Annotated in this window: 19 protein-coding genes and 1 pseudogene; 11 read left to right on the top strand and 9 right to left on the bottom strand. The window is 57.9% G+C overall.

The genetic code is table 11. The features are described from left to right. The first annotated feature begins 67 nt into the window (after positions 1 to 67). The 6 genes and pseudogenes from lptG (at position 68) to QEV83_RS15470 (ending at position 7,464) form a co-directional block, all read left to right on the top strand. Complete coding sequence (lptG, locus tag QEV83_RS15495) at positions 68 to 1,192, top strand: LPS export ABC transporter permease LptG (RefSeq protein ID WP_280128585.1); 1,125 nt, start codon at positions 68 to 70, stop codon at positions 1,190 to 1,192. Then, positions 1,192 to 3,888, top strand: coding sequence for an LPS-assembly protein LptD (locus QEV83_RS15490; RefSeq protein WP_280128584.1), 2,697 nt, complete (start codon positions 1,192 to 1,194; stop codon positions 3,886 to 3,888). Before lptG ends, QEV83_RS15490 begins: the two co-directional genes overlap by 1 nt. Before the next feature lie 63 nt (positions 3,889 to 3,951). Further along, a complete protein-coding gene (locus QEV83_RS15485) occupies positions 3,952 to 4,905 on the top strand; it encodes a SurA N-terminal domain-containing protein (protein WP_280128583.1) in 954 nt (317 codons plus the stop codon). Between the two features lie 114 nt (positions 4,906 to 5,019). Continuing rightward, a complete protein-coding gene (pdxA, locus tag QEV83_RS15480) occupies positions 5,020 to 6,069 on the top strand; it encodes a 4-hydroxythreonine-4-phosphate dehydrogenase PdxA (protein ID WP_280128582.1) in 1,050 nt (349 codons plus the stop codon). A gap of 25 nt (positions 6,070 to 6,094) precedes the next feature. After that, the gene (gene rsmA / locus QEV83_RS15475; RefSeq protein ID WP_280128581.1) at positions 6,095 to 6,991 is read left to right on the top strand and encodes a 16S rRNA (adenine(1518)-N(6)/adenine(1519)-N(6))-dimethyltransferase RsmA; all 897 of its coding nucleotides are present in this window, start codon (positions 6,095 to 6,097) and stop codon (positions 6,989 to 6,991) included. Beyond that, a pseudogene (locus QEV83_RS15470) lies at positions 6,988 to 7,464 on the top strand (DUF3574 domain-containing protein). The gene rsmA and the pseudogene QEV83_RS15470 overlap by 4 nt, the downstream one beginning before the upstream one ends. 5 nt (positions 7,465 to 7,469) lie before the next feature. Here the strand turns inward: QEV83_RS15470 and thrS are convergent. Further along, on the bottom strand, positions 7,470 to 9,407 hold the full coding sequence (gene thrS, locus QEV83_RS15465; RefSeq protein ID WP_280128580.1) for a threonine--tRNA ligase: 1,938 nt from the start codon (positions 9,405 to 9,407) through the stop codon (positions 7,470 to 7,472). Between the two features lie 690 nt (positions 9,408 to 10,097). On the opposite strand from thrS, the gene QEV83_RS15460 reads away from it, so the two are divergent. Beyond that, a complete protein-coding gene (locus QEV83_RS15460) occupies positions 10,098 to 10,790 on the top strand; it encodes a helix-turn-helix transcriptional regulator (RefSeq protein ID WP_280128579.1) in 693 nt (230 codons plus the stop codon). Positions 10,791 to 10,811: 21 nt separating this feature from the next. Here QEV83_RS15460 and QEV83_RS15455 read toward each other — a convergent pair whose 3' ends face one another. After that, on the bottom strand, positions 10,812 to 12,644 hold the full coding sequence (locus QEV83_RS15455; RefSeq protein ID WP_280128578.1) for a glycoside hydrolase family 15 protein: 1,833 nt from the start codon (positions 12,642 to 12,644) through the stop codon (positions 10,812 to 10,814). Between the two features lie 75 nt (positions 12,645 to 12,719). Continuing rightward, positions 12,720 to 15,245, bottom strand: coding sequence for an excinuclease ABC subunit UvrB (gene uvrB, locus QEV83_RS15450; protein ID WP_280128577.1), 2,526 nt, complete (start codon positions 15,243 to 15,245; stop codon positions 12,720 to 12,722). Between the two features lie 190 nt (positions 15,246 to 15,435). Between uvrB and QEV83_RS15445 the strand changes: the two genes are divergently transcribed. Next, positions 15,436 to 16,794, top strand: coding sequence for an FAD-binding protein (locus QEV83_RS15445; RefSeq protein WP_280128576.1), 1,359 nt, complete (start codon positions 15,436 to 15,438; stop codon positions 16,792 to 16,794). An 11-nt stretch (positions 16,795 to 16,805) separates the two neighbouring features. On the opposite strand, the gene QEV83_RS15440 is transcribed toward QEV83_RS15445, so the two are convergent. Then, complete coding sequence (locus tag QEV83_RS15440) at positions 16,806 to 18,113, bottom strand: homoserine dehydrogenase (protein ID WP_280131099.1); 1,308 nt, start codon at positions 18,111 to 18,113, stop codon at positions 16,806 to 16,808. A 213-nt stretch (positions 18,114 to 18,326) separates the two neighbouring features. On the opposite strand from QEV83_RS15440, the gene map reads away from it, so the two are divergent. Both map and radC read left to right on the top strand, forming a co-directional pair. Next, entirely contained in the window at positions 18,327 to 19,169 is an 843-nt protein-coding gene (map, locus tag QEV83_RS15435) for a type I methionyl aminopeptidase (protein WP_280128575.1), read from the top strand. Further along, entirely contained in the window at positions 19,166 to 19,858 is a 693-nt protein-coding gene (radC, locus tag QEV83_RS15430; RefSeq protein WP_280128574.1) for a DNA repair protein RadC, read from the top strand. Before map ends, radC begins: the two co-directional genes overlap by 4 nt. A 296-nt stretch (positions 19,859 to 20,154) precedes the next feature. Here radC and QEV83_RS15425 read toward each other — a convergent pair whose 3' ends face one another. The 4 genes from QEV83_RS15425 to QEV83_RS15410 form a co-directional block, all read right to left on the bottom strand. Then, positions 20,155 to 20,562 carry a hypothetical protein gene (locus QEV83_RS15425; protein ID WP_280128573.1) on the bottom strand — a complete coding sequence of 136 codons (408 nt, stop codon included), beginning with the start codon at positions 20,560 to 20,562 and terminating at the stop codon, positions 20,155 to 20,157. A 128-nt stretch (positions 20,563 to 20,690) separates the two neighbouring features. After that, positions 20,691 to 21,599, bottom strand: a complete 909-nt coding sequence (locus tag QEV83_RS15420; protein WP_280128572.1) for a hypothetical protein — start codon at positions 21,597 to 21,599, stop codon at positions 20,691 to 20,693. A gap of 312 nt (positions 21,600 to 21,911) precedes the next feature. Continuing rightward, entirely contained in the window at positions 21,912 to 22,211 is a 300-nt protein-coding gene (locus QEV83_RS15415) for an usg protein (protein ID WP_280128571.1), read from the bottom strand. Between the two features lie 490 nt (positions 22,212 to 22,701). Continuing rightward, entirely contained in the window at positions 22,702 to 23,733 is a 1,032-nt protein-coding gene (locus QEV83_RS15410; RefSeq protein ID WP_280128570.1) for an XdhC family protein, read from the bottom strand. A 183-nt stretch (positions 23,734 to 23,916) separates the two neighbouring features. Here QEV83_RS15410 and pcaD point away from each other — a divergent pair, with 183 nt between their 5' ends. Beyond that, the gene (pcaD, locus tag QEV83_RS15405) at positions 23,917 to 24,708 is read left to right on the top strand and encodes a 3-oxoadipate enol-lactonase (RefSeq protein WP_280128569.1); all 792 of its coding nucleotides are present in this window, start codon (positions 23,917 to 23,919) and stop codon (positions 24,706 to 24,708) included. Positions 24,709 to 24,740: 32 nt separating this feature from the next. On the opposite strand, the gene QEV83_RS15400 is transcribed toward pcaD, so the two are convergent. Further along, positions 24,741 to 25,328: a flavin reductase family protein gene (locus tag QEV83_RS15400; RefSeq protein WP_280128568.1), complete on the bottom strand. Its 588-nt coding sequence runs from the start codon at positions 25,326 to 25,328 to the stop codon at positions 24,741 to 24,743. Between the last annotated feature and the right edge of the window lie 26 nt (positions 25,329 to 25,354).

The following is a 25,354-nucleotide window of genomic DNA, read 5'->3' as shown; positions in this document are numbered from 1 at the left end:
ATTTCATAGGCACAATGGCGGACATGTCCTTCCAAAAATTGAAGAGCGCCCGGACGCGGGAAGCGCCATGTGTTTGCCCCAAAAAAGCCAAAACGGAATCCGCGCGATGATCGGCTGGACACTTTCCCGTTATTTGTCGGCGCGCTTCCTGCAGACGATCGGCGCGGTTTTTCTCATGATTTCCACCATGATCTACGTCATCGACTTCGTTGAGTTGTTGCGACGGAGCGGCGACATCCCAGGAGTCTCGCCAGGATTTATCGCCTACCTTTCCTTGCTCCGGGTCCCCTCCGTGACCGAGCAGATCATGCCTTTCTGCGTGTTGTTTGGCACCATGGCGACATTCCTGACCCTCACGCGCACATTGGAGCTGCTCGTCGCCAGGGCCGTGGGCGTCTCGGTCTGGGGATTTTTGGTTCCCCCGCTCGCCATCGCGGTCACGGCCGGAATTGCGTCGGTGATCCTGTTCAATCCGCTCTCCGCGACGATGAAGCATCGAGCGGATGCGATCGAGACCCAGCTTTTCGGCCGCAATGGCAAGCAAAACGATGACGCAAGCTTATGGATCAGACAGCAGGGAATCGATGGAGAGGCTTTCATCAAGGCTGGCCAAGCGTCGGCGGATGGCACGAAACTCACCTCCGCCATCGCTTATGTCTACGATCGCGCTGGGGCCTTCGAACAAAGGATTGCGGCACCTACCGCCAAACTTTGGCCGGGTGTGTGGCAATTTGACAACGCGCGGCTGATGTCGCCGGGAGAAGAACCCTTTGCCGCCGGCACCTATCTGCTTGCAGCGAGCGTTTCACCGAATGAAATTATGGAAGGCGCCATCGCGCCTGATTCCGTGCCTTTTTGGGAATTACAATCGCTGCGCGCCGCTGCCGAGACGGCGGGTCTCGACGGACTCGGCTACCGGCTCCAATTCCACACGCTTTTGGCAAGGCCGCTCTTGTTTGTCGCTATGGTGTTAATCGCAGCGGCCTTTTCCTTAAGGTTTTTTCGTTTTGGTGGAATCCAGAAGATGGTTTTGGGTGGCGTGGGCGCAGGCTTCGTGCTTTATGTTGCGACAAAATTGGTCGGCGACCTCGGCGGCTCTGGTTTGCTCAATCCGCTTGTCGCCGGATGGTCTCCGGCGATCGTCGCAAGTCTGCTTGGCGCCTTCGCCTTGTTGAATCAGGAGGACGGTTGATGGGGCGGCGTTTTTGCCCCGGTAGTGCTGCGATCGTCCCCGCGCTTCGCGCCTTCGGCGCCAAATTGGGGCTAACCGCACCGGTTGCGCGGGCGCGGCGGTATATCCTTTTTTCGCTGACGCTCGTCTGTACAGCTTTGCTGACGGGAAGCTTCTCGCCTCCGGCCCTCGCCGTTGAGGCCGCGGCCACCCAACAGGCGGCCGGGGCGAATCGAAAAATGTTCGTCGAAGCGACCGAGCTTCGCTATGACACCGAAAAGAACACGGTTTCGGCGGAAGGCAACGCGAGAGTTTACTACAACGAGAAGGTGCTCGAGGCCGATCGAGTCATCTATAATCGCAATACCGGCCGCGTTTATGCCGAAGGTCACGCAAAATTGACCGAAAGCGACGGCACTATCATTCACGGCGAGAGCTTCGATCTCACCGACGATTTCCGCGACGGTTTTATCGAAAGCTTACGCGCCGATACCCCGCCAAAACCCTATTACTATCCCTCGGGGAACACTTTTGAAAAAGGGACCTACAAGACCTATTTCAGCGCCCCTCGCGCCGAACGCATCGAAGGCGAAACCACGGTGTTCGACAAGGGGACCTACACGGCGTGCGAGGCTTGCAAGGACAATCCCGACAAGCCGCCACTGTGGCGAGTGCGCGCCAAGCGCATCATCCATAAGAACGACGAAAAAATGATTTATTATGAGGATGCTTGGCTTGAGTTCTTGGGCATCCCAATCGCTTACGTGCCGTTTTTTTCGGCGCCCGACCCAACCGTTACCCGGAAGTCAGGAATTCTTTCCCCCTATCTCGCCTATAGCGGCAATCTCGGGGCTGGCGTCGGTATTCCGATCTTCTGGGCGCTCGCACCCGATTACGATTTGACCTTCACGCCGACTTATTTTTCCCAGCAAGGGTTCTTTGCCAAGGCGGAATGGCGCCAGCGGTTCGAGAGCGGCGAATATTATATCCGTGCGACGGGAATAGCCGAGCAGAACAACACGGTTTTCCCTGTGGCGCCCTATGGCTCGGGCGATCAGTCCCTGCGCGGCTCGTTCGAAAGCAAGGGCCTGTTTTATATCGCCGATTACTGGAAGTTTGGCTGGGAATTCACCCTGCTCTCGGACAAGTGGTACCTCAACGACTATCATGTGCCGAGTCAGACACTGTCTTCCAATTATTTTAGCGAAACAACCTCGACCGTTTATCTGACCGGACAACATGATCGCGGCTATTTCGATCTTCGCGGTTATTCCTTCGAGGGCCTGTCGAGCCACGACTTTCAGCCCCAGCAGCCGACCGCGCATCCAGTCTGGGACTACAATAAGACCTTCGACATCGACCCGGCCAAATCCTTCGGCATTGGCGGCCAAGCCGAACTCGACTTCAATCTCACCAGCCTTTCCGCGAGCTCCGCGAGCTTCGAGGCGGTCGGGCCACGTAAATTGGATAGTGCTTATGGTCTCTATGACATTTGCCAGAGTACTGTCACAAAAACCAATCCTTTTGGTCTTTATGTGCCTGGCCAAACGATCGGCGATTGCCTTTTGCGCGGTGTCGGCGGCGACTACACGCGCGCCACGCTAGAGGCGTCCTGGAAACGCCAATTCATCGATCCGATCGGCGAAGTGTTCACACCCTTCGCCTTTGCACGCGCGAATGGCGAATGGCTCGATATCAATACGACGAATAGCTACACCTTCGCATCGGCGGCCGGCTCTTCCACCTATTTCAACCTTTCGCAGTTGAATTTTGTCGGCAACAAAGACACGAGTTTTTTCGGCGAGTTTATGCCGGGACTGGGGCTGGATTATCGTTATCCCTTCTTTGCCAAGTTTAGCTTCGCCTCGATCGTTTTCGAGCCGATTGGCCAGATCATTGTTCGTCCCGATCAGCAAATCGGCTCGAATTCGCTGGTAAACTTGGATGCCCAGAGCCTCGTCTTTGACTCTTCCAACCTGTTCGACTGGAGCAAATATTCAGGCTACGATCGGTTTGAAACCGGGACCAGGGCCAACTACGGCGGCCAGTTCACGATGACGTTCAACAATGGCGGGTATATCAACTTGATCGGCGGCCAATCCTATCAAGTCGCCGGCACCAATTCCTACGCGACACCGGACGCCGCCAATGTCGGCTTAAGTTCGGGGCTCGATACACGGCTCTCCGATTACGTCGGCGCCCTGACGATCGCTCCCAATTCGATTTTCTCTTTTGTCGCCAAGGCGCGCTTCGATGTCAGCTCCTTGGACGCGCGGCGTGTGGACCTGATTGCAAATTATAATTTCGGGGCACTAACGGGGTCGGTTCAATTCGCCAACTATCAGGCGCAGCCTGTTATTGGGTATGACGTTCGCCGCGAAGGCCTTGCGTTTTCGTCACGCTATAAGATCAGCGAGAATTATTTCGCGCAGGGCAACATCACGTTCGATATGAGCCGCCATCTCTATCCCCCGGCCGTGATCGGCTATACCAATCCTGGCGCATTCGCGATCGCCGCCTATGGGATCGGTGCCGGCTATCAGGACGAGTGCACGAGTTTTTCCGTGAACTACAGCTCGATTTATCAAGATTACGGAAGCGGGTCCCTGGTGCGCAACCAAACCGTGCTCCTGCAACTGCAATTACGCACCTTGGGGGAAGCGAAGTTCAACAAGACTTTCCTCAACACAACGTCGCTCGATGGCGTCAACTATTGAACCGGGTATAATTAAAATCTGGCGGCCCAGAACGGCGCCGGCGTGAAGGGAGAGAAGAGGGTCATGGAGATGAAAGCCGATGCGCCTAAGAATGGCAGCGCGCGCGTCGCTTATTTGCGTTTTGCGATTTGCGCCGCCGCTGCAATCGCCGCGTTTAATGCGATTTCTAGCAAGCCCGCGGTCGCCCAGGCAATCGTCGCCAGCATCAATGGGGATCCGATCACAGACATTGATATCGACGAGCGGATGAAAATGTTGCGCGTGCTGCACAAACCGGCGACCCGTGATGCGGCAATCGAAAGTCTCTTTACCGATCGTCTCGAAACGCAGGAAACAAGCAAGTTTGGCATCAATCCACGGGATAACGACATCTCGCAGCAAATCATCAAGGCGGCGCAGGAGATGAAAATCGCTCCAGATGCATTGGTGGCGGCGTTTCAGCATGCCGGTGTGACCGCGGATCACTTCAAAGCGCATTACCGCGCCGACATGGCTTTCGATGTGCTGGTGCAAGCGCTGAACAAAGGTGTCGAAGCGAGCGAAGAACAGGTGCGCGCCGAACTTGCTAAGCAAGGCGGCAAGGCAGCAGCCGGAACCTCGTATACTTTGCGCGAGATTATCTTTGCGATACCGCGCTCGGCAACGCCCGCGGCGTTGAACGAGCGAGCCCATGACGCCGAACAATTGCGGACGCAATTCACCGATTGCGACAGCGGCTTGCGTCTGGCCCGCAGCCTCAACGACGTGACGGTGCGCGATCCGCTGATCAAGACTTCCATTGAAATCGGTGAGACTTTCCGTCAATTGCTCGACAAGACTCCCGTAGGTCACCTTACAGCGCCGCAACGCTCGAACGAAGGGCTTGAAATGATCGCAGTGTGCTCCAAAGGCGCCGCCAAGGATGATAGTGCGGCACGTGCTGTGATCTCGCAGAAGATTCTTGCCGCTCATACCGCAGCCGACAGCGAACGCCGACTCAAGGAATTACGGGCGAAAGCCGTCATCGTAAAGCACTGAAGCACGGCGGCAAAGAAAGCCCCCGGCTCTTACGCTGCCTTCGCTCTAGATCGGCTGCTTGGACTCGTCCCTTCGCAGCAACTTAGGCATTCATCGCCGAACAGAGAGATATTGATGGCGCGACCGTATCCGGCAAATATTCTTCCTCTAGCATTGTCACAAGGAGATCCCGCGGGTATCGGGCCGGAACTCACATTGAAGGCTTGGCTTAAGACGCATGAAAATCCAGACTTTCCGCCTTTTTTGGCCGTCACCAATGTTGGGCAACTCGCCGCCACCGCGCGCGGCTTGGACTTAAATGTTCCGATCAAAATCGTCGGCGATGCCGATGCTGCTTCGGTGTTTCGCCACGCATTGCCGGTGTTTGCGTTGGATCATGCGGCTTTTGGAAAACCGGGCTTCCCGGATGTAAGGGATGCAGCCGGAACCATCGCCTCTATTGAAACCTGCGTGCAGCTCATCCGCGCCAAGAAGGCTTCGGCCGTTGTCACCAATCCCATCGCCAAAGAACTCTTCTATCGCGCCCACTTTCGCTACCCTGGCCACACCGAGTTCCTTGAGGAGCTGGCCGAACGCCATTTCGGCACCAGGGCACGGGCCGTGATGCTGATTTGGTCACCGAAATTCTCTGTCGTCCCCGCCACAGTTCACATTCCGCTTTCGCGTGTGCCGTCCATGTTGACGCGCGCGCTCCTTGTGGAAACCGGCCTCGTCGTGGCGCATGACCTTGCCTCGCGGTTTGGCATCAGAAAGCCGCGTCTTGCGTTCACGAGCCTTAACCCTCACGCGGGCGAAGGCGGCGCGATGGGCCGTGAGGAAATAGACGTCATTGCACCGGCGCTGGCTGATCTTGCGGCGGCGGGTATCGCGGTGAGCGGACCCTACCCCGCCGATAGTCTGTTTCGTCCGGACGCACGGAAAAACTACGATGTTGTCATTGCGATGTATCACGATCAGGCCTTGGTCCCGGTGAAAACCGTGGCCTTCGATACAGCGGTCAACGTGACCTTGGGGCTTCCCTTGATCCGCACGTCTCCCGACCACGGCACGGCTTTCGATATCGCCGGAAAGGGGGTCGCGGATCCAGCGAGCCTGATCGCGGCCTTGAGGCTTGCCGGTAAGCTCGCGCGCCGTGCCGGTGCAGCCAAACACACCGGACATTGATTCACAACCGGGAAACGCGAAAACCGTGTCACGATCTGCAGGAGGAAACCAGTTCGATGGTCTTCCACCGCTTCGCGAGGTCGCCAATGCGCATGGGCTCCTTGCCAAGAAATCGCTCGGCCAGAATTTTCTTTTCGATCTTAATCTCACCCGCCGCATCGCCCGCGCGGCAGCGCCGCTGACCGACGCACTGATTGTCGAGATTGGCCCAGGTCCTGGCGGTCTGACCAGGGCATTGCTCGCGGAAGGTGCGCAAAAAATCATCGCGGTCGAGCGCGACGCGCGCTGTCTACCAGCGCTTGCCGAGATCGCGGACCATTATCCCGGGCGGCTCGAAGTTATCGAAGGTGACGCGCTGGACGTCGATCTCGGGCGGCTGGTTGGCGAGGCGAGACCTGCACGCGTTTGCGCCAATCTTCCCTACAACATCGCCACCGCACTGCTGGTCCGCTGGCTGGAAACCGAGCCTTGGCCGCCGTGGTTCGACCGGCTCATTTTGATGTTTCAGCGCGAGGTGGCCGAGCGTATCATTGCGAGCCCGGCCGAGCGCGCCGCCTATGGCCGCCTCGCGGTGCTGTGCAATTGGCGTTGCACCACACGTCTTCTTTTTGACGTTGCGCCCTCTGCCTTCACTCCGCCCCCGAAAGTGACCTCGGCGGTGGTCGAACTTGTTCCGCGTGTCTCTCCCATGACCTGCCAGGCGCGTCTTTTGTCGGAGGTCACGCAAGCGGCTTTTGGGCAAAGGCGCAAGATGCTGCGGCAGTCGTTGAAAACGATCAAGGATTGCGATGCCGGAACTTTGCTTGCCCGCGCGGAGATCGACCCGGCATTAAGAGCGGAAGCCATCGGCATCGAAGGATTTGCCGCATTGTCTCGGGCGCTCGAGGATATGCGCGCGGATCAAGAACCCGCAATGCCATGATCGCAGATCATTTCCGCTATCAAGGAACTCACATGCGCACCGCCGTTGTCTCTGGCGCCATCATGATGGCCGCGGGTTTGCTGATTGCCCCTTATCTTCGGGCGCCGACCGCGCTTACGGGCGGCGGGCTTACGTGCCATAACGCGGCGAAACCCATGGCACGTCTCGAACTTGTGTTCGGCTCGGGGCACGAGAGCTTGACCCCGGCCAGCGAGGAAGAATGGGCGGCGTTCGTGGCAACCGAAATCACGCCTCGCTTTCCCGATGGTCTCACCGTGCTCACGGGCTACGGGCAATGGCGCGATAGCGCCGGCGCACTCGTCAAGGAAACCTCGCGCCTGCTGCTGATCTGGTAAGCGCCAGCAGCCGATTCGGACACTCGCATAGAGGCGATCCGCGCGGCCTATAAGGCGCGCTTTGGCCAAGACAGCGTGCTGCGCACGGACGAGCCAATAGCATGCGTGACTTTTTGAGGCACCTACAAACCCCGCTTCACATCCGGCGGCGCCGCCTCTTCAGCAAGCTGGCTCAAAGCCTCGTCGAGTCCCATCTGCGTCTGATCCTGTGAGCCAAGACGCCGGATCGAGACGGCGCGCGAGGCCGCCTCCTTCTTGCCGAGAACCATGAGGACCGGAATCTTGGCGAGCGAATGCTCGCGTACCTTATAATTGATTTTCTCGTTGCGAAGATCGCCCTCCGCCCGCAGCCCTCTCTTACGCGCCGCCGCGATCACTTCGCCCGCGTAATCGTCGGCCTCCTGCGTGATCGTCGCGACGACGATCTGCAGCGGCGACAGCCACAAGGGCAGATGACCGGCGAAATGCTCGATCAAAATCCCCGTGAAGCGCTCCAGCGAGCCGAACATGGCGCGGTGGATCATCACCGGCGTCACCTTTTCGCTGTCGGCCCCGATATAAAAGGCGCCGAACCGGCCAGGCATGTTCAGATCAACCTGCGTCGTCCCGCATTGCCATTCCCGGCCAATCGCATCGCGCAACGTATATTCGAGCTTCGGCCCATAGAAGGCACCTTCGCCCGGATTGATTCCCGTCTTGAGGCCACGTTCGGCGATGTGTTCGAGCACGCGCGTCAATGCCGCTTCCGCCTTATCCCAGGCCTCATTGGTGCCCACGCGTTTTTCGGGCCGGGTCGAAAGCTTGACGACGATGTCGTGAAACCCGAAATCGGCATAGATTGACAGGATGAGATCATTGACCTTCAAGGCCTCGGCCATGATCTGGTCCTCGGTGCAGAAAATATGAGCGTCATCCTGGGTGAAGGCGCGAACCCGCATGATCCCATGCAAGGCGCCAGACGGCTCATAGCGATGCACCACGCCGAATTCGGCGATCTTCAAAGGCAGGTCGCGATAGGACTTCAAACCATTCTTGAAAATCTGAATATGGCCGGGACAATTCATCGGCTTCAGCGCGAAGATGCGCTCGTCCTCGGTCTTGGTGAGAAACATATTTTCACGAAACGTCTGCCAATGGCCCGACGTTTCCCAAAGCGCGCGGTCGAGCACCTGCGGCGTGTTGACTTCGATATAGCCGGCCGCCTCCTGGCGCCGCCGCATATAGGAAATCAGCGTCTGAAAGAGCGTCCAGCCCTTAGGATGCCAGAACACCGTGCCTGGTCCCTCTTCCTGAAAATGGAACAGATCCATTTCCCGTCCGAGCCTGCGATGATCCCGCCGCTCGGCCTCCTCGAGCTGCTTGAGATAGGCGCTCAGTTCCTCCTGCTTGGCGAAGGCCGTGGCGTAGATTCGCTGCAGCATGGGTTTTGTCGAATCGCCGCGCCAATAGGCACCCGCAACCTTCATCAATTTGAAGGCGCTCCCAACTTTGCCGGTCGAGGTCATGTGAGGACCGCGACAGAGGTCGAGCCAATCGCCTTGCTTGTAGATTTTTAAATCTTCATGTCCGGGAATTGCATCGACGAGTTCAACCTTGAATGCCTCGCCATGCGTTTCGAACCAGGCCTTGGCATGTTCGCGTGTCCAAATCTCCTTGGTGAAAGGTTTGTCGCGCGCGATGATCTCGGCCATTTTTTTTTCGATCGCGGCGAAATCTTCCGGCGTAAACGGCTCCGCCCGATAGAAATCATAATAAAAGCCGTTCTCGATCACCGGCCCTATGGTGACCTGAGTGCCAGGAAAGAGCGTCTGCACCGCCTCGGCAAGCACATGCGCGGCATCATGACGGATGAGTTCGAGTGCTCGTGGATCGTCCCGGGTCACGAACTCTATCGCCGCATCCTGTGTCAGGGAATCGGCGAGATCGTGCAACGCACCATTAAGTGTCATCGCAACCGCCCGCTTGGCGAGGGATGGCGAAATGCTTTTGGCGATCTCGAACCCGTTCACTCCCGGTTCGAACGGGCGTGCTGCGCCGTCCGGAAAAGTTACGGAAATCATGGGGTCATCTCCTTGCTGCTCACTCGCAGATACCAATCGGCGTAAGCATTTACTGGCGCATTCGGGGGTACCCTCGAATCGATCGGGAGAACCTAACCGTCGTATTGCGTAAGGTGCAAGCACACCTTTCTTTCAGAATGTTCTGAGGACTTTTAACTGTTGTGTTCAAGCTATGAAAGACGAAAGATTCATTGCAGTAAGCTTAACTGTTGCCTTTGCTGCAATAAGACATATTGCAATGCGCCCGATCATATGATTTACATTTGTGAGAGCGGTTGCTACTGAAAGTGAACTTTCGCTACTGAGCAAATAATTTTTTATTGTTAAAAACGATTAATGTTTATCTTAATTTGATACTTGTGGGAGTTGTGATGTGATGAAACACACTGCGAACAGCCCAAAATGCGGCTTTAAGTCTCCTATATATCGAGTGAAATCAGAGGCTTCTTTTTTTTCTATCGTCAAACTACGAAGGTTTTGGGGTTTCTTAGCCGTTTCACTCACCTTTTTGAAAGGAGCTTCTAACTACACGATTGTTAGCGCTTGTTATTCGTCATAAAATTCTTTAACAAAAAAATGGACGCCAGCTGGCCCGTTTTGGTTCTGCTAGCGCGTCTGAAAAAAGAGAGTGATTGAGAATAAGCGCGGAGCGATTAATTCCGATTAAAATCAACTGATTACTGGTGCAAAATGACTGTTTTGGAAAAAGAAACCGACATCGGCAACCTGCGCGCTGAAGAAGAACGCATTCTTGCTACCTTCACCCGGCGTTTGATCGAAATCGCGGCTGTCTCTGGAGCGCGCGGAGCGGCGGCTTCTCCGACCGCCACGCTCAACGCGATGCGGCTCCCCGCGATCGCCCTCGACCGGCACGGATTTGTTGTCGACGTAAACAGCGCGGCGGAAGCCGTTTTCGACAACAATATCAAAATCAAGGACCGGCGGCTGTTCGTTCGCGACCTAGACTCGCGAACTCTTATCAAGGACGCGATCGATCAACTGTCCGGCCCGCCCCGTTTGAATTCCTTGGCGGTGGAACCGGTGATCGTCCCTCGTACTGACAAATTGCCGGTGATCGTGCGGATTTGGCCCTTTGAAGGGCCGGAACATCACCCGGGGCAGGAAATCCATGCCCTCATGACGTTGAATGCCCTAGGTCCGAGGCCGGGGCCGCCCGCAACGATTCTCGCCAAGACATTCCGCCTGACCCCGTCGGAGGCGAAGCTCGCCTGTATCATCGCGCGTGGCGCACCTCCCGATATCGCCGCCAGGGAATTGAAGATTTCCCGCGAGACGGCGCGCAATCAGTTGAAATCCGTGTTCGCCAAGACCGATACGCACCGGCAAAGCGAACTCGTCGCGCTGCTGTTGCAAGTCGAGTAGCGGCTGGCGAACGGCAAGCGCTCAAAAAAGAGCGATTCGATCTTCTCCCGCCTCTGGAGCCTTGGCACCGGAGCGTTGTTCTGCGGGTTTGGCCGCGCGGGCGAGATTATAGGCGGAGTTGATCAAGGCGATGTGCGAAAAGGCCTGAGGAAAATTACCTACGAGGCATTTCGACGCAGGATCATATTCCTCGGACAGTAAACCAAGGTCATTCCGAAGTAGAAGAAGCCGCTCAAACAGTTTGCGAGCGTCCTCGAACCGCCCCAAAAGCACGAGATTGTCGACAAGCCAGAAGCTGCAAGCGAGAAACGCGCCTTCGCCTTCGGGCAACCCGTCGTTAGCCTTTCGCGTATCGTAACGGCTCACCAAACCATCCACCATCAAGTGCCGCTCGATCGCACCGACTGTGCCGAGCACGCGTTTGTCACTGGGCGGCAAGAAACCAACGAGGGCCATCATGAGGAGACTGGCATCAAGAACTTTTGAATCGTAGCTCTGCGTGAAAGAGCCCAGTTCAGAATCAAAACCCTTGGCGCAAATATCCTCGTGAATGCGTTGTCGAAGATGCCGCCAATGATCGAGCGGCCCGACAAAACCAAACTCCTCGATGCTCTTAACGGCGCGATCGAAGGCAACCCAAGTCATGATTTTCGAATAGGTGAAATGCCGACGTGGGCCGCGCACTTCCCAAATGCCTTCATCGGGCAATTCCCAGATCGTTTCGAGATGTTTCAGCAGCTCGATTTGCAACATCCAGTCGGCAGCGTCGGCGACGAGCCCGCGCTTGCGGCTTTGGTAAAGCGCATCGAGCACCTCGCCATAAATATCGAGCTGCAACTGGCCGGACGCCGCATTTCCTGCACGGACCGGCGTTGCGCCGCCATATCCGGAAAGCCAGGGAAGCGACCGTTCAGGAATGCAACGCTCTCCTCCCAGCCCATAGAGAACCTGGACCAGCGCCGGTTCGCCGCCTATGGCACGGATCAGCCAAGCACGCCATCGTGTCGCTTCCTCGGCATAGCCGCCGTTCATCAGCGCGAGCAATGTAAAGGTCGCGTCGCGCAGCCAGCAAAAGCGATAATCCCAATTGCGCGAGCCGCCCAATTGCTCCGGCAGCGACGTGGTCGGCGCGGCGACGATCCCGCCGCTCGGCTGAAAAATCATTGCGCGCAAGGTTAGCAACGAGCGGATCACCGCCTCAGACCAATCCCCGGCACCTTCAAACGGTTTCGACCAGCCTCCCCAGCTCCGCTCCGTTTGTACGAGCGCGGCATATGGATCGATGGCCCTTGGCACATCCTCGTAGGAGATGCCGAAGCTCAACGTGAAATCCGTTGTTTCTCCGGCAGTGACCGTGAATTCACCGGCATGCGTCCGTCCGTGCGGGCGAAGGCTTATGGGCGTGCGCAGCACCAAACGGTCTGGCCCAGCAACCGCGTGCAGACTTCCGTCATCACGGCGCCGCATCCATGGCACGACCGCGCCATAGTCGAAACGGATGACAAGCTCGGTGCGCAGCTTAACGCTGCCGCTGATGCCCCGCACGAGACGTATGAGATGAGTGCCTGGCGTGCGCACCGGCATGAAATCGGTAACCACGGCGGTACCGTCCGCGGTCTCGATCGCGGTTTCGAGAATCAATGTATGGCCACGATAGTTCCGCGTGATCTTGGCGGCGGGGTCTACCGGTGCGATCAGCCACCGGCCATTGTCCTTGGTGCCGAGGAGATTGGCGAAACAGGCAGGCGAATCAAAACGCGGCCAGCATAGCCAATCGACCGAACCATCGCGCCCGACGAGAGCCGCCGACTCGCAATCGCCAATAATTGCATAGTCCTCGATTTTTTGAGTCATGGAGTTCCACTAGCTCCGCCTGAACCCGGTGGCATCTTCGCACATCATGCATAAGAAATATCGATCAAGGACACGTTATCGCCGCTTCCCCTTCCAACTTGTCCCGCCCTTGCCCCCCGATGAACGCGGCCTCCCATTCTCGCGCGGCTTGGCTTCGCCGCCGCCAAAATTATGCGGCCCCATCTCGGCATCGGTCGGTTTATGCGGACGGCTGGCCGGCAGGTTCGCCGCGCGTCCATATTTGCGCTCGCCTTGAAAAGATCCGGCCTGCGATTCGACATCGCGCTGGCTTGCCAGCGGATCATCGGCGATGGCGAGTTCAACCGCTTGCAGGCGTTTCAATTCGTCACGATACCGCGCGGCCTCCTCGAATTCGAGATTGGCGGCGGCGTCCCGCATGCGCTTTTCGAGATCGGCGATTGCCGCCTTGAAATTATGCCCGGCAAGCATCTCCGGCGCCGAAAGACCCGCATCGACCGTGACATGGTCTTGCTCATAGACCGAGCCCAGAATATCCGCGATCCCGCGTTTGATCGAGGCGGGCGTGATCCCATTTTCGGCATTGTAGGCTTGCTGTTTTTCACGCCTGCGGCTCGTCTCGGCGAGGGCACGCGTCATCGATCCGGTTTCGCGGTCGGCATAAAGGATCACCTTGCCATCGACATTACGCGCAGCGCGGCCAATCGTCTGCACGAGCGATGTTTCGCTGCGCAAAAACCCTTCCTTATCGGCGTCAAGAATCGCGACAAGGGCGCATTCGGGAATATCCAGCCCCTCGCGCAAAAGATTGATCCCGACGAGCACATCGAAAGCACCGAGCCGCAAATCGCGGATGATTTCGATTCTCTCGATCGTGTCGATGTCGGAATGCATGTAGCGCACTCTAACGCCATGGTCATGTAGATATTCGGTGAGGTCTTCCGCCATGCGCTTGGTGAGCACGGTGACAAGACTGCGGTAGCCTTTTGCCGCCACCTCGCGCACTTCTCCCAAAAGATCGTCAACTTGCGCACGCGCGGGCCGGATTTCGACCGGCGGATCGATAAGCCCGGTGGGGCGGATGATCTGTTCGACGAAGACGCCGCCCGCGCGCTCCATTTCCCAAGAGCTGGGTGTCGCCGAGACATGGATCGACTGCGGCCGCATCGCGTCCCATTCCTCGAAGCGCAAAGGCCTGTTGTCGAGACACGACGGCAGCCGGAACCCATATTCGGCGAGTGTCGCCTTGCGCCGGAAGTCGCCGCGGTACATGGCGCCGATCTGCGGAATGGTGACATGCGACTCGTCGGTGAAGACCAGCGCATTGTCCGGCAAATATTCGAAGAGCGTTGGCGGCGGCTCGCCGGGACGGCGGCCGGTCAGATAGCGCGAATAGTTCTCGATGCCAGCGCAAGACCCCGCCGTCTCCAGCATTTCGAGGTCGAACATGGTGCGCTGCTCGAGCCTCTGCGCTTCGAGCAAGCGGCCGGCGGCATTGAGCTCGGCAAGGCGCTGTTTCAGTTCGATCTTGATGCCTTTGATCGATTGCAAAAGCGTCGGGCGCGGCGTCACATAGTGCGAGTTGGCATAGACCTTGATGAATTCGAGGTCTTGGGCTTTTCTGCCGGTCAGCGGATCGAACTCGGCGATGGTTTCGATCGAATCACCAAAGAAGCCGATGCGCCAGGCGCGGTCTTCATAGTGAGCCGGGAACAGCTCGATGGTATCGCCGCGCACCCGGAAGACGCCGCGCGAAAAATCGCCCGCCGAGCGCTTATATTGCAGCGCGACCAAATCGGCGATGAGTTGCCGCTGATCGATTTTTTCGCCGAGCTTCACGGTGAATGTCATCGCCGTATAAGTTTCGACCGAGCCGATGCCGTAGATGCAGGAAACCGAGGCAACAATGATCACATCGTCGCGCTCCAACAGCGAGCGCGTCGCGGCATGGCGCATCCGGTCGATCTGCTCGTTGATCGAGCTTTCTTTCTCGATATAGGTGTCGGAACGCGGCACATAGGCTTCCGGCTGATAGTAATCATAGTAAGAGACGAAATATTCGACCGCGTTGTCCGGAAAGAAGCTTTTGAACTCACCGTAAAGCTGCGCCGCCAGGGTTTTATTGGGCGCGAGAACCAGCGCCGGACGGTTGGTGCGGGCGATCACCTGCGCCATGGTGAAAGTCTTGCCCGAGCCGGTGACGCCGAGCAGTACCTGGTCGCGTTCCTGCGCGGTGATGCCCTTTACGAGTTCATCGATGGCGGCGGGCTGGTCGCCCTTCGGCTCAAATTCGGAGGAGACGCGAAATCTTTGGCCGCCTTCCGATTTGTCGGGTCTCGGCGGCCGGTGCGGCGTCCAGGGGCTTTTTTCGCGGATATTCGGGTCGCCGCGCTCCAGCAGCTCTTTCAGCGATTCGGCGGTCGCCGCGACGCCGCCCGTCCCCGGTGGCCGGTAGAAACCTGAATCATAATTGGCCTGCGCCTCCGAAACGCCAAGCTGGCGCTCGTTTAGTGCCGGATTGAGCAAGGCGGCAAGATGCTCGCCAAGCGGCGTGACCTCGGGCCGCGAGGCTTTCGAATGCGGGGCTTTCTTTCCCGCGGCGGGTTTCGGAGCTTTGGCCATGCCGCCAATATGGGGCGAGTCGGGGAAGGATCAAAGCTTTTGTGGCAGCTGTGACCAGCTGCCGTTGATTTCACCGGAGCCCAAAAGGGCGCAAAAATTTCTCATGATGCATCCAAAGGCCCCGGCCAAGTGTAACGCTTGTGCCGGGAATAATTCCGTGCATGGGGAAACGGCAGGGGAGACACGCCAAATGACGCAGCAGCCAGATTTCGGAGTGCCGACGCAAAGCCAGACTCTTGTTCAAGGATTGATCCGGAGCGAGGGAGCCAGCTACAGCAATTGGGGCCTGCATCGCAGCACGACGCCCGCCGTCTTCATCGAGCCGATTTCTTACGCCGATGTGCAGGCCATCGTGCGCGACAGCGCGCGGTTCCCCTCGCCGGTCAATCCGGTCGGCTCGATGCTCTCGGTCGCGTCCACCTTCGTCAACGACGGCGGAACCATGGTCTGTCTGCGCAAGCTCGACGAGGTGATCGGCATCGAGCGCGACGCCACGGGCCGGGAACTGGTCCGCGTGCAGGCCGGATGCCGCTTGAAAAAACTCAATATGTGGTTGCAGGCACGCGGCCTCGAAGTTCCGTTCCAGGCCGAAATCGGCGAAGCCAGCGTCGGATCCGTCGCGGCGGGCGACACCAAGGAGTCTTCGATCGATGGTCCGGGATATTTCTCCGCCCATGTCGCCGCAGTCACTTATATCGATGAAACCGGCGCCTTGCGCACACTGTCGGACCTTGCGGACGGCGCAGCATTTTACGAATTCAAATGTTCGTTCGGCCTCTTGGGGATCATTGTCGAATGTCTCGTCGAAACGCGCCCGGCTACGCTCTGCCGGTCCGACGTATCCGTCGAAGGTTTCGCTTCACCTACGGAACTTGCCGCCGGTTTGCTAGCTAAGCGTTCGCAATGCGACGCACTTTTGGCGATCGTCTTCCTGCATCAGCTCGTGAGTTTTTTCGATCGGCGTTACAAGGCTGGCCCCGGCATCTTTACGCCGCCCGAATCGCAGCCAGAATGCGAGGCTTTCCGCCTCGCCAAGCGTCTTGGAATCCAGCACGGCTTTGATGGTGTCGAGGTTCCGCAACCCAAGGGACTTGTCTATTCGAGAGCCGATTTCGTCAATGAATATTGGCGCCCCAGCGCCAGCGAACGGCGGCTCGATTTCCAATATTACGAGCATGACATCTCGCAGATCGAGCGTGTCGTCACCGAGGCATATGCCTTCACGAAATCGTTTCAGGACAAAACCGGATATGTTCCCGGCGGCTTCGCCACCTATTTCGTGCAACGCTTGGCACAAGAGAAAAAACCCTATGGGCTCTATTCGAGCGGCCCCGGCGTTTCCTTTTCCTTCGACCCCATTTGTTCCAATCCGGCGGAGCCTTTGTGGCAGCAGTTTTCGCGCGAGTATAATGACCTGGCCATTCGCGGGCTGGGGGCCAACGCCTCGCCGATCCAGACGCAATGGCTAAAGGCGGGCGATGTAAAAATTCCACGCAAACTGGCAAAGCCGCGTTTCACCACGCCCTATTACGCACAGTTTCTGGAGTAATCCCCGTAAGCTCACTCCCGCTCGATGCGGATGACCTGCGGCTTCTCGGCCAAAAAACCATCGGTGACGGCGGCTTCGAGCGCCAGGCGGATGGTTTTCTCATGCGTCGCATGGGTGATCAACACAACTGGCACGGCGCCATTGGCGTCGATCGCCTTGCCAGGGCGGCGGCGCTGCACGATGCTTTCCAAGGAAATGCCGCGCTCGGCCATGCGGGTCGCAATCGCCGCCGCCGCGCCCGGCCGGTCGAACACCGAAAGCCGGATATAATAGCCGCCCTCGTGCAATTGCATCGGCGCGAGGCGCGCCGGGATCAGCGACGCGACGGGGCGGCCGAACGGCGCCGAGCGGACGCCGCGCGCAATATCGGCGATGTCGGCGACGATCGCTGAAGCCGTCGCCTCGCCGCCCGCGCCCGGCCCGACGAGGGTCAGTTCATGCACCGCGTCGGCGTCGATGGTGACCGCGTTGGTAACGCCCATGACCTGCGCAATCGCCGAGGTTTTGGCGACCATGGTCGGATGCACGCGCTGTTCGATGCCGGCGGGCGTGCGCTGCGCGACACCCAGAAGCTTGATCCGGTAACCAAGCTCCGCCGCCGCATCAAGATCGGCGAGCGTGATCGCCTCGATGCCCTCGACGGAGATCGAGGCCGGATCGATCGCGGTGCCAAATGCCAGCGATGTCAGGATCGCCAGCTTATGCGCCGTGTCGAAACCGCCGATGTCGAAAGTCGGATCGGCTTCCGCGTAGCCGAGCTTTTGCGCCTCGCTCAAACATTGCGCGAAGGAAAGCGCCTCCTGTTCCATGCGGGTCAGGATGTAATTGCAGGTCCCGTTGAGAATCCCATAGACACGCTCGATGGAATTACCGGCCAGGCCCTCGCGCAGGGTTTTGACGATTGGAATACCGCCCGCGACCGAGGCCTCGAAAGCCAGCGCGACGCCTTTTTCCTCGGCGAGATGGGCGAGGCGCATGCCGTGTTTGGCCAACAGCGCCTTGTTGGCGGTGACGAGGGACTTGCCCGCCCCGAGCGCCGCCTCGGCGGCTGCGAGCGCGATCCCCTCTTCCCCGCCGATCAATTCCACGAAAAGATCGACGTCCGGTGCCTTGGCCAAGGCCACGCTATCGTCGAACCAGGCAAAGCGGGCGAGGTCGATCCCCCGGTCCTTGGCCCTGTTTGTGGCCGAAACACCCCGGATCACGATTTGACGGCCGGTCCGGCGCGCCAGCGTCTCGGCCTGCCGGTCGAGCAATTTGATGACCGCCGCTCCGACGGTGCCGAGACCGGCAATGCCGATGCGCAAGGGAGACGGCATGGATGCAAAGCCCGCGAGCCGGAGGAGCCGATGGGAAGACGAAAAAGACCGGCGGCAAGCGTGTTCTCTGCCCGATTTTCGCACAGCGATCAAGGTGCGGATAAAAGGGTGCGGCATGGCGCCCCGGCGCCTTCAATCTTGCCACGGCGCCGCAATGGCTTAAATTGATAAAAGACCGGCCCATCCGGAAGACCCCGAGCGGAATCCGCCCCCATGACCTTTGTCGACGCCGTCGAAGTTGCAAGCCGCAAGCCTGGACATATCAAATTGCACGGGCCGGAGGCGTTCGAGGGGATGCGCCGGGCAGGCAGGCTGGCCGCCGAGGCGCTTGACCTCCTGACCGCGCAAGTAACACCCGGCGCCACCACGGAGGCGCTAGACACCCTCATCTTCGATTTCGCGATGGCGCATAACGCCTATCCCGCGCCGCTCGACTATCGCGGCTACCGCAAATCCATCTGCACCTCGCTCAATCATGTCGTTTGCCACGGCATGCCCGACCGCAAACCGCTCAAGGACGGCGACATCGTCAACATCGACGTGACCTTGATCCTCGATGGCTGGCACGGTGATTCGAGCCGGATGTATCTCGTTGGCGATGTTCCCCGCCGGGCGCAGCGCCTCGTTGAGGTGACCTACGAAGCCCTTATGCGCGGCATGGCCGCCGTGCGGCCTGGCGCAACGACGGGCGACATCGGCGCCGCGATTCAGGAATATGCCGAATCCGAACGCTGTTCCGTCGTGCGCGATTTTTGCGGTCATGGCCTGGGACGCCTGTTTCACGATGAACCCAACATCCTCCACTACGGCCGCCGCAACGAAGGCGTGCTGCTGAAACCCGGCATGTTCTTCACAATCGAGCCAATGATCAATCTCGGCCGTCCGCATGTGAAGATTCTTTCCGACGGCTGGACGGCGGTCACCCGCGACCGGTCCCTGTCGGCGCAATTTGAACATACGATCGGCGTGACCGAGACCGGCTATGAGGCCTTCACTTTGTCGCCGAAGGATCTGCATCACCCGCCCTATGCCGCCGCCGGACCCGGCGGCGTATGACCGAAGCGGACGCGAGCGCGCCGCATTATCTCGGCCACCGTGAGCGGCTGCGTGAGCGCTTCCGCAAAGGCGGCGCCGATGCCTTGGGCGAATATGAGCTGCTTGAGCTCATCTTGTTTCGCGCCATGCCGCGGCGCGACGTCAAGCCGCTCGCCAAAGCCCTCATTGCCCGCTTTGGCTCCTTTGCCGAAACCGTGTCGGCGCGGCCCGAGCGTCTGCGCGAGATCGACGGACTTGGCGAGGCGGCGATCGTCGAGTTGAAAATCGTCGAGGCGGCAGCCAAACGGCTTGCCAAATCGGCGATCGAAAAGCGGCTGACTCTTTCAAGTTTTTCCGCGGTGGTCGATTATTGCCGGACAATGATGGCTTTCCTCGACCACGAGGAATTTCGCGTGCTGTTTCTCGACAAGAAAAATTGCTTGCTCGCCGACGAGGTACAAGGCGTCGGCACCATCGACCACGCGCCTGTGTATCCAAGGGAAATCATGCGACGAGCGCTCGAACTCGGCGCGTGCGCGATCATCCTCGTCCATAACCATCCCTCCGGCGACCCGCAGCCTTCGGCCGACGACATCCACATGACCCAACAAATCATCGCGATCGGCAAACCCCTCAAGGTCGCGGTCCATGATCATTTGATCATAGGCAAGCATGGTCATGTGAGCCTAAAGGGGTTGCGGATGATTTAGATCAAGTCCCGTTATGAATGACCCGCCCGTCATGCCCGGCCTTGAGCCGGGCATCCAGACTCGCGGTTTTGGGAATTGGATGGCCGGGTCAAGCCCGGCCATGACGAAAGACCAAACCTTCTTTTGCAAAACTTGTCCGATTTCGCGTTCAAATCGTACCAAAACGTTTCACGTGAAACGATTTTGTCCGATTGGAGCCGAAAACCTTACAAGGCCGAATACATGCCCCCCTTTGAGATGAGTGGGATTGCGCGAAAAATTGGTGCGATCAAACTTTGCACGCCTGGTCCATAACGCTAATTATCGCTCTTATACTCTCGTTGAAAAAGCGCGTGGGACCGTTTGATTATCATCAGTAGGGTGAGGATAAAATGCCAGTAGAGGCATACTGCAAGCGCTGAAGGCAGCGCTGACTTCCAATCTGTTATGTATAAGAGTAAGAATACGATAATCGCAACACTCGATACAAGAATGAGATACGAGATATTTGAATTAATTTCTTTCAAGAGCACCCTGCGGATTTTCAGGGTTGATTCCTGCATCTCCGCCATTTTTTGGTCACCGGGAATCTCCCACTTTCTTTGAAAAATTCCAAATGCAGCCACCTGCAAGTTCAAGAGCAGTGCGGCAAAGATACCAAAAAATGTTATGGAAACATTGTATATATCCTTTGAGGCTGCAAACCCAAAAATAGGCGAAGGCACCCACCAGGATCGGCGTAACGTAAAATATAACCAAGTCCCAGATGGATTTCCCTTCGGAGGGGACGTCACGCAATGTATTTAGGTGATCTTTGATTATTTGGCGTACGTCGATCTTCACAACTGTTTTCCTATAGGACCGCTTGGAAGTCTTTCAGTAGCTCACCCGACTCCTTCACCATAGACGCAAAGGTGGGATGTCCGTCGTGACCCCTCTGAATGGCGTCAGACAAATCGATCACACCAGCGTCGCCGTTATGCCCAAATATCCCAACGCGTCGCATCCGGCCACCGACCTGAATCTCAGCAACAGCTTCCTCGAAGGAGATACCATCATGCGTGGCAACACCTCCTTTGCCGTTTTTTAGCGTGTTGGACAACGATCCCAATTTTCCCAAAATGCCTTTTCGCTTCGCAGTTATTATCAACTCGAAATCGACTGCATCTGTGGGACGAGAGCTGAGATATCTATCAGCTATGTCGCTGGAAGCATTTCTTTTGATTAAACGCAAACTTTTGACTGGCGCAGATTGATAGATACCGCCATCGGTGTCGACGGGAAGTAGTTTTTTAAAAAGCAAGGCAAAGCCGGGGTTCTTCTTAGCGAAAACTTCCTGCATTCTTGACGTGATCAATTGTATGCAGGACCGCCCATGGAACGATTGAAACGCGGCAAAGGCATGATCTGAGCCGTTTGGATGCCAAAACTCGTAAAAAAGGGGAATCACCTCGACGTCAGTAGTCTTTCGCCTGTAGTTGTGCGTCTTCGTTTTTGTATCAATAAAATCACTCTCGAAGCCGAATGTGCCGTAGTGCACGTACCCCTTGCTGCTATCAGGTGACTTGACGTCTTTTGCTTCAAAAAACCAACTCCGTTCCAGCTCGGGATCTTCATTCGCATTGGAGTGAGTAGCGGCGAAATTTGTTAAGAACTGGGGTGGAGGCGTGAGCACTCCCTCGGTGTCGAAGGGTAGCTCTGTCCGATTGCGGACCTTGTGAATCGATACTTTATAAATCCTTATGCCAATTGAACTTGTCATTTTCGCTTCCGGACCGGGAACGTAACTGCATAAGTGTATTACGTTTCCGTGAAACATTCCATATGACGTTTGGCATCAGGAAATAATGCATAATTGATTGTCAGGTTACGGATTTACGCGTGGGTTCGCTTATGGACGCGGGCGAAGCGGAAACCGATGGTCTGCCCGACTCCGGGATATCTTTGAAACTTTTACGCCGCCTAATAGATGGGGGCGCTCACCAGCGCTACAGCAGGCGAATATTATTTGGAGACTCTCGAACGCATATCTGCTCAAAAAATATGGCAGACTCTACCCGAAGATTTTATCTTTTCAATGCAGCCGGAACTCCGCGCCGAGCGCCTTGATTTCGGCCGGCTTGATGAGCTTGGAATGGCCTACCACGACACGGTGCAATGGCCCCTCAAGCGTCTCTCGCCAGAACGTCAAGAATTTGATCAAAATCGGAAACTCCGGCGCGAGGTCATAGTCTTGCCAGATATAGGACTGCAACAGACGCGGATGATCCGGCAAATGATAAATAATCTCTGCCGTCGCAAGCCCGTATCCGGCGAGCTGCTTGATAAAATCCGGCGATGCAGTGTGCGTCTCGATCACCTTGGTTGCGGTCATGGCTTCAACCTCCGCGGTCATGCCCTGTCATGGGCTGCGTTGATTCGTTCAATCGCCCGGAGGCGGCAAACGGTTCCAACATCCATTCAACACTTGTCATATTAATACAGAGTTGCACGCTGTGCTTACGCAAGCGGTATGCCGGAACGAAAATTCCGTACGTGTTGCGGCGCGGTCTCATATTGACCGGAGACCAGGCAGCAGGCGCAAATCGCCGGGCGTGTCGATATTGATCGCCGGATCCTCTTAGGCACTTGGAGAAGATTTTGCTGCCCCGGCGATAAAATCCCGGGTACCCTTGCCCCCTTCGAGCGCGGACACGGCAGTGAAGAGGCCACGCCCGAAGGATCGGAGATCTGAACAAGGCGCAGATCAAGGCCCGCGAGCGCAAGCGCGACTTGGTTCATTCTGGGGGACCAGCGGCTTGCCGTCGAGTTGGGCAACAAGCGGTTTCACCTGGCGGCGGGGACGATCGCGGCAACGTCCCGCATCAACGCGGCGTCCCGGCCTCGCTACGCGGCTTTTTTTGGCGCAGCACCGCAACGATTTCGGCAAGGATCGCGATCGCAATTTCAGGACCGTTCGCAGCGCCAATGGCAAGCCCGATGGGCGCATGGATTTTCGCAAGATCCGCCTCGCAAAATCCCGCCGCGCGCAAGCGTTCGAGCCGTTTCGCATGGGTTATTTTTGAGCCGAGCGCGCCGACATAAAAGCAATCCGCACGCACGGCCGCGGCCAGCGCCGGGTCCTCGATCCGCGGATCATGAGAAAGCGAGGCAACCGCCGTGAACCCATCAAGTTTAAGGTCCGGCAGTACGGTCCCGGGCCAGCCAGCGATGACCGGCGTTCCCGGAAACCGCACCGGCGTCGCGAACGACGGGCGTGGATCGATGACCGTGACCTCAAACCCGGCGAGGCTCGCAGCTCCCGCCAGCGTTTGCGCGATATGTGTCGCGCCGATCAGGAGAAGCCGCACGGACGGCATTTGAACGTTGAAAAACAACCGCCGGCCGTCCTCTTGAATGAGGCCGCTGCGCCCCTCTCGCAGCTTTGCCGCGAGCAGCGCGGCGAAAGGATCGTTCGCGGCTTCGCTCGCGCGAACGAGCCGATGCTCGCCCGAGTCGATATCGCTGATGCGCACGCAAGCCCGGCGCGCGGCGCATTCATCGGCCAGCAGAGCCAATTGAGCTGCTTCCGTGGCACCGATAGGCTCGACAAAGACATTTAGCCGGCCGCCGCAGGAAAGCCCGGCGTGTTGAGCGGTCTCATCCGCGATCCCGAATTCGAGCAGGCATGGCGCCTTGGTTTGCATCGTCTCCAGCGCCGCGCGGATGACATCGGCTTCGACGCAGCCGCCAGACACCGAACCCAAAAACGCCCCGCCCTCTTCCGTCACCAAATGGCTGCCCGCGCGATCGAGCGCCGATCCCCATGTCTCGACAACAGTCGCCATCGCCACCGCGCGCCCCGCTTGCCGCCACTCCAGCGCCTTGTGAATAAGAGGCAGGTTTGCTGCTGACACGGAAAATCCCTTCGTCTGTGCATGGCTCGCGCGGCATGCTGCAAACGCGAGAGGCGAACAAGCGGTTTGGATATAACGCGGAAGCTTATGCGATTTTGTCTGCTCTTGCACCGCGAAAGGAGCTTGTTAAGTTCCGACATGGCGCGCCTGTGGTGCGTGGGACCGGCTCATTGGAGACCGCGCATGGAAATTTCGATCGGCGGCGAGACCTTCCATGTTCTCGACGAAGGCAGCGCGGACAAAGCGGTGGTAATGCTGTCCAATCCGCTCGGCGGCACGCTGCGTTTCTGGGAGCCGCAAATGGCGGCGTTGCTCGCGCATTTCCGGGTCGTGCGCTACGATTCGCGCGGGCATGGCGCAAGCGCCGCCCCTGAGGGACCTTATAAGATAGCGCAGCTTGGCGGTGACGCGCTTGCGATCCTGGATGCTCTTGCGATCACGAAAACCCATTGGCTTGGCCTTTCGATGGGCAGCATGACCGGGCAGTGGCTTCTCGCCCATGCGGGGAATCGCTTCGGACGCGCGGTGCTGGCCAGCACGGCGGCGCAAATCCCAACTGCGGAGATGTGGAATGCCCGCATCCGCACCGTAGAGGAGGCCGGGATGAGCGCGATCGCCGTGAGCGCCGCCGGGCGCTGGTTCACCCAAGGGTTCCGCGACACCCATCCTGAAAAAGTGGAGTCAATCATGGAGATGGTGCGAAAAACGCCGCCGCGCGGTTATGTGGCTGGCTGCGCCGCCATTCGCGACATGGACCTGCGCGAACCCATCAAAACTATCAAAAACAGCGTGCTCGTGATCGCCGGGCGTCACGACCCCGGAACAACTCCCAGCATGAATGCTTTGGTTGCCAATTCCATTGAAGGCGCCAAATTGATCACGCTGGAAGCATCGCATATGTCGAACATCGAGGCTGCAGCAAATTTTACAGAGGCGGTTATTGATTTTCTGACAGCGGGTGAAAGAAAGAGCTGATGATCTCGCCCGGTCGTGTCTTCAACACCGGCTCAGATGTTTCCATAGGCGCGATGCGCGTAGGTAAGACCGGAGCCCTGGCGGCCGTAGTCCACAGCCTCGACGGCGCCGATCATGATCAGATGGGTCATAACCTCCTTGACCTCGACGAGACGGCAGTCGAACGCCGCCACCGCATGTTTCAGCACTGGCGCGCCGGTAACAAGTTTGGTCCATTCGCCGCTTGCAAATCTTTCCTCGAGATGATGACCGGTCCGGCCCGCGAAAATATCGGCGAGAGGCTCATGCGAAGAACTCAGCGTGTTGATGCAAAACACGCCGTTCTCGATCATCCTCACCGCCGAAGGCGAGTTCTTGCCGATGCAAAACAGCATCATGGGAGGCTCGACCGTGATCGACGCCACGGAGGTCGCTGTGATCCCGCCAAGCCCGGAGGGTCCACCGGTGGAGACAATATGAACCGCGGCGGCCACATGGCTCATCGCCTCGCGAAACCGTGCCCCGTCAAGGCGTTGATCTGGCCCGGCGCATAGGTCGACGCGACCGTTCGTGATTTCGGCCATCAGATCACCAATCTCCATATTTTCACCAAAAACCGGCCGCGCGGATGGGCGCGGCAAGCCGTCCCCCCTAGCAAACATAGTAT

The organism is Methylocapsa sp. D3K7, assembly GCF_029855125.1.
In the GTDB taxonomy this organism is placed as follows: Bacteria; Pseudomonadota; Alphaproteobacteria; order Rhizobiales; family Beijerinckiaceae; genus Methylocapsa.
The sequence above is the reverse complement of the archived record's forward strand: the minus strand, read 5'-3'. Positions and strand labels throughout refer to the sequence as shown.

Bases quoted from the DNA above. Each gene is read 5' to 3' on its own strand.
- lptG (WP_280128585.1), top strand. From the start codon at position 68: ATGTGTTTGCCCCAAAAAAGCCAAAACGGAATCCGCGCGATGATCGGC.
- QEV83_RS15490 (WP_280128584.1), top strand. From the start codon at position 1,192: ATGGGGCGGCGTTTTTGCCCCGGTAGTGCTGCGATCGTCCCCGCGCTT.
- QEV83_RS15485 (WP_280128583.1), top strand. From the start codon at position 3,952: ATGGAGATGAAAGCCGATGCGCCTAAGAATGGCAGCGCGCGCGTCGCT.
- pdxA (WP_280128582.1), top strand. From the start codon at position 5,020: ATGGCGCGACCGTATCCGGCAAATATTCTTCCTCTAGCATTGTCACAA.
- thrS (WP_280128580.1), bottom strand. From the start codon at position 9,407: ATGATTTCCGTAACTTTTCCGGACGGCGCAGCACGCCCGTTCGAACCG.
- QEV83_RS15460 (WP_280128579.1), top strand. From the start codon at position 10,098: ATGACTGTTTTGGAAAAAGAAACCGACATCGGCAACCTGCGCGCTGAA.
- QEV83_RS15455 (WP_280128578.1), bottom strand. From the start codon at position 12,644: ATGACTCAAAAAATCGAGGACTATGCAATTATTGGCGATTGCGAGTCG.
- uvrB (WP_280128577.1), bottom strand. From the start codon at position 15,245: ATGGCCAAAGCTCCGAAACCCGCCGCGGGAAAGAAAGCCCCGCATTCG.
- QEV83_RS15445 (WP_280128576.1), top strand. From the start codon at position 15,436: ATGACGCAGCAGCCAGATTTCGGAGTGCCGACGCAAAGCCAGACTCTT.
- QEV83_RS15440 (WP_280131099.1), bottom strand. From the start codon at position 18,113: ATGCCGTCTCCCTTGCGCATCGGCATTGCCGGTCTCGGCACCGTCGGA.
- map (WP_280128575.1), top strand. From the start codon at position 18,327: ATGACCTTTGTCGACGCCGTCGAAGTTGCAAGCCGCAAGCCTGGACAT.
- radC (WP_280128574.1), top strand. From the start codon at position 19,166: ATGACCGAAGCGGACGCGAGCGCGCCGCATTATCTCGGCCACCGTGAG.
- QEV83_RS15420 (WP_280128572.1), bottom strand. From the start codon at position 21,599: ATGACAAGTTCAATTGGCATAAGGATTTATAAAGTATCGATTCACAAG.
- QEV83_RS15415 (WP_280128571.1), bottom strand. From the start codon at position 22,211: ATGACCGCAACCAAGGTGATCGAGACGCACACTGCATCGCCGGATTTT.
- pcaD (WP_280128569.1), top strand. From the start codon at position 23,917: ATGGAAATTTCGATCGGCGGCGAGACCTTCCATGTTCTCGACGAAGGC.